This is a genomic window from Stenotrophomonas capsici, assembly GCF_034961085.1.
In the GTDB taxonomy this organism is placed as follows: Bacteria; Pseudomonadota; Gammaproteobacteria; order Xanthomonadales; family Xanthomonadaceae; genus Stenotrophomonas; species Stenotrophomonas capsici.
Window position 1 is genome coordinate 1 of the sequence record NZ_JAYFUH010000136.1, and the last position, 5,844, is coordinate 5,844.

Genomic DNA, 5,844 nt, shown 5'->3' on the forward strand with positions numbered 1-5,844 from the left:
CCCGTGCAACCTGTGCGGCAGCCAGGAGAACCTGCAGCGCAAGCAGGTCGGGCTGATGATGAAACAATGGGAGAAGGACCACCCCGGCCGCATCGAGCAGATCGCGCGCGCGCTGGGCGATGTCCGGCCCTCGCAGCTGGCCGACCCGCGGCTGTTCGACTTCATGGCGCTGGGGCGCCGCGACGAAGCCCCGCTGCCGGACGCGCATGCGTGGCTTGCCGGCGGCGAGCAGGGTCCGGAGCCCGCGGACCCCTGATCCCCTGATGCCCCGCAGGTCGGGCCTGGTCCGGCCCCGCCGCCGTCTGTTGCATTCCCGTTTTCCCTCTTTCCTTTTCCGGCTTCCAATTCATGTTTTTCAAGAACCTGACGCTGTTCCGCTTCCCCACTTCCATTGATTTCTCCGAAGTCGACACGCTGTTGCCGCACGTGGTGCTCAAGCCGGTCGGCGCGCTGGAAATGACCTCGCGCGGCTTCATCTCGCCGTTCGGCCGTGACGAGAAGAACGTGTTCTCGCACCGCATCGGCGATGCGCTGTGGCTGACCGTCGGCGGCGAGGAGAAGATCCTGCCGAGCGTGGTGGTCAACGACCTGCTGGCGCGCAAGCTGGAGGAGATCGAGGAGAAGGAAGGCCGCAAGCCCGGTGGCCGCGAGCGCAAGCGCATGAAGGACGACCTGCTGCACGAGCTGCTGCCGCGTGCCTTCGTCAAGAGCTCGCGCACCGATGCCTTGCTGGACCTGGAGCACGGCTACGTCGCGGTGGACAGCTCCAGCCGCAAGACCGGCGAGAACGTGATGAGCGACATCCGCGGCATGCTCGGCAGCTTCCCGGCGATGCCGCTGAACGCCGAAGTGGCGCCGCGTTCGATCCTGACCGCGTGGATCGCCGGTGAGCCGCTGCCCGAGGGCCTGAGCCTGGGCGAAGAGTGCGAGATGAAGGACCCGGTGGAGGGGGGCGCGGTGGTCAAGTGCCAGCACCAGGAACTGCGCTGCGACGAGATCGACAAGCACCTGGACGCCGGCAAGCAGGTCACCAAGCTGGCGCTGGTGTTCGAGGACAACCTGTCCTTCGTGCTCGGCGACGACCTGATCGTGCGCAAGCTCAAGTTCCTGGACGGTGCGCTGGACCAGCTCGAGCACATCGACGAGGACGGCCGCCGTGCCGAGCTGGATGCGCGCTTCGCGCTGCAGAGCGGTGAAATCCGCCGCCTGTTCCTGCTGCTGGAAAAGGCGTTCAAGCTGAGCAAGGCCGACAGCTGAACCGGAACCGGCGTCGTCCCGGCGCGGTAACCCGGCCGGGTCTATGCTGTGGCCATGGCCCGCCTGCTTCGCCGTCTGATCGCCCCCACCGCGCCGGGTATCCAGCGCGACACGGTGCGCCTGCGCCTGGATGACGCGGCCGAGATCGAGGTGCTGCGCGTGCGCGACCCGCGTGCGCGCCGGCTCAAGCTCAGCGTGGATGAACGTGGCGCGCGCTTGACCTTGCCCACGCGCGCGAGCCTGGTCTCCGGCGAGCGTTTCCTGCAGGCCAACCGGCAATGGCTGCAGCAGCAGTTGGCGCGTTTCAGCGACGATGGCCTGCTGGCGCCGCCACTGTTGCTGCGCGAGCCCGGCGTGCTGCCGCTGCGTGGTGCATTGCTGCCGGTGCATTGGGAAGACGGGCGCTTCACCCGCATCGAAGTGGACGAGGCCGGGGCGCATATCCAGCTGTCCGCGCGTGCCGGGGAAGCGGCCTTGCGTCGTGCATTGCGCGAGTTCTACGAAGCCCAGACCCGCGCCGACGTCGGCCAGTGGCTGCCGAAGTACCTGCCGGGGCTGGCGCGCGCGCCGGCGCGGCTGCGGCTGAAGGTGATGTCCTCGCAATGGGGCTCGCTGGCGCCGGACGGTTCGATGGCGCTGGACCTGGCGCTGGTGCTGGGCCGGCCCTCGGCCTTCGAGTACGTGCTGGTGCACGAGCTCTGCCACCTGCTTCAGGCCAACCACTCGCCGGCGTTCTGGGCCGAGGTCCAGGCGCGCTTCCCGCACTGGGAGCAGGAGCGCGATTACCTGCGGCTGGAAGGGCGGCGCTTGAAGGGCACGCTGCACCAGTTGTTGCAGGTACGGGCGTAGGGGCGAAGGCGAAGGGCTTACCCCTCCCCAACCCTCCCCTGCTGCGCAAGGGAGGGGGTGGTCCACGCGATGTGACAGATGGCAGCCATGCTGCTTCTACCCCCTCCCGTGCGCAGCAGGGGAGGGTTGGGGAGGGGTGCTTTGGGGGCTTTCCCGATAAACCCCGGGAGCCCGTACGCCCTCCCGGCTCCCACGCTTCGTACCGGCGCGTGGGTCAGGCAATACGCCGCTGCGGGGACCGCCCGCGCACCTCGCCGGCATCCGCATAGCGGAACACCGACACCGCGCCGGCCAATGCCTCGGCCTGCTGCTCCATCGAACGCGCCGCCGCGCTGGCTTCCTCCACCAGCGCCGCGTTCTGCTGGGTGGTCTCGTCCATCTGGGTCACGGTGTGGTTGACCTGCTCGATGCCCACGCTCTGCTCCTGCGATGCGGCGGCGATGCGCGCCATCAGGTCGGTGACCTCCTTCACCGCGGTGACGATCTCGTCCATCGTGCTGCCGGCCTGGGTGACCAGGCGGGCGCCGTCGTCCACCTTGCCCATCGAATCCTCGATCAGGCCCTTGATCTCGCGCGCGGCGGTGGCCGAGCGCTGTGCCAGCGAGCGCACCTCCGAAGCGACCACGGCGAAACCACGGCCCTGGTCGCCGGCGCGCGCCGCTTCCACCGCGGCGTTCAGCGCCAGGATGTTGGTCTGGAAGGCAATGCCGTCGATCACCGAGATGATCTCGGCGATCCGATGCGAAGCCTGCTCGATGGCCTGCATGGTGCTGACCACCTGGCCGACCACTTGGCCGCCGCGCTCGGCCACGCCGGCCGCGCCGATCGCCAGCCGGTTGGCATCGCGGGCGGATTCGGCGTTCTCGCGCACGGTCGAGGTCAGCTCCTCCATCGAGGCGGCGGTTTCCTCCAGGCTGGCCGCCTGTTGCTCGGTGCGCCGGGACAGGTCGTCGTTGCCGCTGGCGATCTCGCCGGCGGCGACGGTGATGGCCTGCGAGCAGTGCTTGATCTGGTCGATGATCGCCGCCAGCCGCTCGGCGGTCAGGTTGGCATCGTTCTTCATCGCCTCGAAGTCACCGGCATGCTCGCCGGTGATGCGGTGGTCCAGGTCGCCTTCGGCCAGGGCGGCCAGCATCGCGCGGACCTGGCCGGTGGTGCCGGCCAGCGTGTCCAGCAGCTGGTTGATGCCCAGCGTCAGGGTCTGGATGAAGCCGGCCTCGGCCACCGGCTGCAGGCGCTTGCCCAGGTCGCCGGCGTTGGCCGCGGCGACGATGCCGGCCACGCTGTTCTCCAGCTGCAGCTCCTGGGTGCGGTCGTGCCACTCCACCGCGAAGCCGCTGCGGCTGCCGTCGGCGTTGAACACCGGCGTGACCACCTGGCTGAAATGCACGCCGCCGATCTGGATGCGGCCGTTGTGGGGCTGCCGCAGCTGGTCGAGGATGCCGCGGATGCGCGCCGGGTTGGCGTGGAAGCGGTGGATGCTGCTGCCCACCAGCGTGTCCACGTCGAAATCCGGGAAGGCCTTGCGCAGGGTGTCCTGCTGGTTGCGCAGCAGCGCCACCACCGAGCGGTTCACGTAGCGGATGATGTGGTCGTTGTCGGCGATCATCATGCCGGTGCGCGAGGTGTCCAGCGACGCGCGGATCTGCGCGTTCTCCTGGTGCATGGCCTGCTCCTGCTGCCAGCGCTGCTGCACGCGTGCCTGCAGCGCCGCCACGCTGGCGGCCAGCGTGCGTGTGGTGCCAATGCCAGTGCCGTCGCCGGCAACCGCATCCAGCTGCGCGCGCAGGCTGGCTGGTGTATCGCCCAGGGCCCGCAGCGGGCGCAGCAACGTGACCGTCAGCAACGGCAACCCGCACAGGCAGAGCACCAGCAGCAGCCATTGCCGCGACCACGCCGCGATCGCGACGGTGGCCACGCACAGGACCAGCGCCGCCAACAGCGTGCCGCGCTGGCCTGCCCAGGCCAGCTGCAGTGCGGACGGATCGGGGGGCTGGGCGACGGGGTGGGGACGTGGATGCATGGCAACTCCGGGTCAGGCAATCGGGGGAAGGACGACGGGATGGACGATCACAGCGGCCGTTGCCGGCCCGCACGCGCAGGCGCGCGGCCGGCGTGGCCGGCAGCGGTGCGCGGGAGGATCCGGCCCGGGAACAGGGGGCCGCGGCGGGAAAGGCGGGAAAGCATGCTGCGATCGGACGCGCAGGGCCCATCGCGGGCCTGCGTTACTTCATTCCCTGTAACGGTCGTAACCCCGTTAGCGGCGGCGCCACGGGCCTCTGAACCAGACCAAGGCCGTATTGCGGTGCCGGGATTCAGCTGGCGTCGGGCAAACCGGCGATGAAGCGCTCGATGATCGCCGCCACCGCGGCCGGCTGGTCCATGTGCACGTGGTGGTGGCCAGGCAGGCTGTGCAGGCGACCGTCGGGCAACAGCGCGGCGCGCTGGCTGCGCTGCGGTTCGGGGAAGTAGTCCTGCGCCGGCGTGGCATAGATCACCTGCACCGGGCAGCTGATGGCGCTGACCACGTCCCGTACCTGGTCCTCGGTCATGCGCACGGCGGTGGGCAGCATCAGGCGCGGGTCGCTGCGCCAGCTCCAGCCGCCATCGACCGGCTTGACCCCGCGCTCGACCAGCAGCCGCGCCGAGGTCTCGCTGAGCTGGTTGACCATCATCCGCGCCCGCACCGGCGTGGCCAGGTCGGGGAACACGCGCAGCTGTTTGTCATCGAGCCTGGACGCGGCGGTGACGAAGGTGCGCAGGCGCTGCACGGTCTCGGTGGCCGGCGCGGCCAACCCGCCCAGTGCCTCGATCGATACCAGCGCCTGCACGCGCTCACCGGCCACCGCCGCGACCAGACTGGCGATGGCCGCGCCCATCGAGTGGCCGAGCAGCACGCAACGGTCCCAGCCCAACGCATCGGCGATGGCCAGGGTGTGCACGATGGCCTGCGGCGTGGTGTACGGCGTGGTCAGCGGCAGGTGCTCGCTGAAGCCGTGGCCGGGCAGGTCGATCATCACCAGGTCCAGCGTCGGCAGGTGGGCGGCCAGGGGCAGGAAGCTGGCGGCGTTGTCGAGCCAGCCATGCAGGGCCAGCACCTTCAGCCCGCCCGGGGTGCCGCTGCGCAGGCCGGCCAGGCGTTGCCCGTCGACCCGCAGTTCGAACGCGGTGGCACTCATGCCGTCTGCGCCGTGGCCAGTGCCGCCAGGGCACGGGCATGGGCGGCACTGTCGTTGAGGCAGGGGATGTAGCGCATGGTCGCGCCGCGTTCGGCCAGGGTGGCGGTGAAGCCGAGCGCGACTTCCTCCAGCGTTTCCAGGCAGTCGGTGGCGAAGCCCGGGCAGACCACGTCGATCTGGCGGACGCCGCGCTCGGCCATGGCCCACAGGGTGGGCTCGGCATACGGCTGCAGCCAGCGTTCGCGGCCGAAGCGTGACTGGTAGGCCAGCGTCCAGGCCTCGTCGGACAGGCCCAGCGCGGCGGCGATGGCACGGGCGCTGGCTTCGCAGCGCTGCGGGTAGGGGTCGCCGGCGTCGGCCAGGCGCTGCGGGATGCCGTGGAAGGAAAACACCAGCTTTTCGGCGCGGCCGTGCTGCTGCCAGTAGGCGGTGATGGACGCGGCCACGGCGGCGACCCATTGCGGGTCTTCGGCGTAGTCGCGGACCAGCTGCACCTTCACCTTCGGGTGGCGCTGCTGCCACTGCAGCACCACGTCCTCGACCGAGGCGGTGGTGGTGG

Annotated in this window: 5 protein-coding genes and 1 pseudogene; 3 read left to right on the top strand and 3 right to left on the bottom strand. The window is 70.1% G+C overall.

Annotation, left to right across the window (positions count from 1 at the left end):
- The 3 genes and pseudogenes from VA603_RS10135 to VA603_RS10145 form a co-directional block, all read left to right on the top strand.
- A pseudogene (locus VA603_RS10135) lies at positions 1-256 on the top strand (tRNA 2-thiocytidine(32) synthetase TtcA); the annotation flags it as partial.
- 92 nt (positions 257-348) lie between these two features.
- The gene (locus VA603_RS10140) at positions 349-1,257 is read left to right on the top strand and encodes a recombination-associated protein RdgC (protein WP_132864001.1); all 909 of its coding nucleotides are present in this window, start codon (positions 349-351) and stop codon (positions 1,255-1,257) included.
- A 54-nt stretch (positions 1,258-1,311) separates the two neighbouring features.
- Positions 1,312-2,106 (top strand): YgjP family zinc-dependent metalloprotease, encoded by a 795-nt coding sequence (locus tag VA603_RS10145; protein ID WP_323438734.1) that lies wholly within the window; start codon positions 1,312-1,314, stop codon positions 2,104-2,106.
- A 214-nt stretch (positions 2,107-2,320) separates the two neighbouring features.
- Here VA603_RS10145 and VA603_RS10150 read toward each other — a convergent pair whose 3' ends face one another.
- The 3 genes from VA603_RS10150 to hemH all read right to left on the bottom strand — a co-directional run.
- Positions 2,321-4,129 (bottom strand): methyl-accepting chemotaxis protein, encoded by a 1,809-nt coding sequence (locus tag VA603_RS10150; RefSeq protein WP_323438735.1) that lies wholly within the window; start codon positions 4,127-4,129, stop codon positions 2,321-2,323.
- A gap of 292 nt (positions 4,130-4,421) precedes the next feature.
- Complete coding sequence (locus tag VA603_RS10155) at positions 4,422-5,285, bottom strand: alpha/beta fold hydrolase (protein ID WP_132863997.1); 864 nt, start codon at positions 5,283-5,285, stop codon at positions 4,422-4,424.
- Positions 5,282-5,844, bottom strand: a 563-nt coding sequence (gene hemH, locus VA603_RS10160) for a ferrochelatase (RefSeq protein WP_323438736.1), incomplete at its 5' end; no start/stop codon positions are given. The genes VA603_RS10155 and hemH, both read right to left, overlap by 4 nt.

Coding starts and splice junctions, on each gene's coding strand:
- VA603_RS10140 (WP_132864001.1), top strand. CDS start 349: ATGTTTTTCAAGAACCTGACGCTGTTCCGCTTCCCCACTTCCATTGAT.
- VA603_RS10145 (WP_323438734.1), top strand. CDS start 1,312: ATGGCCCGCCTGCTTCGCCGTCTGATCGCCCCCACCGCGCCGGGTATC.
- VA603_RS10150 (WP_323438735.1), bottom strand. CDS start 4,129: ATGCATCCACGTCCCCACCCCGTCGCCCAGCCCCCCGATCCGTCCGCA.
- VA603_RS10155 (WP_132863997.1), bottom strand. CDS start 5,285: ATGAGTGCCACCGCGTTCGAACTGCGGGTCGACGGGCAACGCCTGGCC.